Origin of the sequence: Faecalibacterium faecis (assembly GCF_040096475.1) — a bacterium.
GTDB classification, from domain to species: Bacteria; Bacillota; Clostridia; order Oscillospirales; family Ruminococcaceae; genus Faecalibacterium; species Faecalibacterium taiwanense.
The window spans coordinates 1-679 of the sequence record NZ_JBBMEP010000057.1; the positions used below are offsets into that span (position 1 = coordinate 1).

Here is a 679-nt window from a genome sequence, read left to right on the forward strand (position 1 = left end):
GGCTTCCAGAAGGTTTGCCAGCCGCTTCTCCGTGTCCCTGAGCTGGTCTTTCAGGACAGGCAGCCGGGTGTTCTCCTTCTGCTGGGCTTCTATGACCAAATCTATCAGCTGTTCGATGATTTCATCGCTGAAAATCACCTTAATGGCAGTGTCCACCACGAACCGCTCCAGAGGCTCCTTGCGGATGGCTTTCAGGTCGCAGTGCGCCTTGCCGTGGCGTTTGGCGTTGCCGCACTTGTAGTAATAGTAGGTGTTTCCCATGTGGCTGGTGCCGCTTTCGCCACCCATCAGGGTGCCGCACTTGCCACAGAACAGCTTGGTGGTCAGCAGATAGCTCACATCCTCTTTTGCAGGCCGACCGTGGGCGATCTTGTTCTGCTCAAAACGCTGCTGTACCCGGTTGAACAAATCCTCGTCCACGATGGTGGGAATGCCACCCGGTGTCACGATGTCTTTATAGCGGTACTCGCCTATGTAGCGGCGGTTCCGGAAGATCTGGAAGAAGCTGTTCTTCACGAACGGCTTCCCGGTGCGGGTACGCAGACCGCGCTCGTTCAGGGATGCTGCGATCTTCTCGGCCGGTTCGCCGTCGGCATACCGGCTGAAGATTTCCTGCACGATGGGAGCCGTCTCCGGGTCGATATGGTACAGCCTGTCCTCCTTGCCAATGGTGAAGCCC

At 57.4% G+C, this 679-nt stretch carries 1 protein-coding gene; it reads right to left on the reverse strand.

Translation table 11 applies throughout. The features are described 5' to 3' along the window. A partial coding sequence (locus WMO17_RS13245) for a recombinase family protein (RefSeq protein WP_349138329.1) occupies window positions 1-679 on the reverse strand: 679 nt, incomplete at both ends.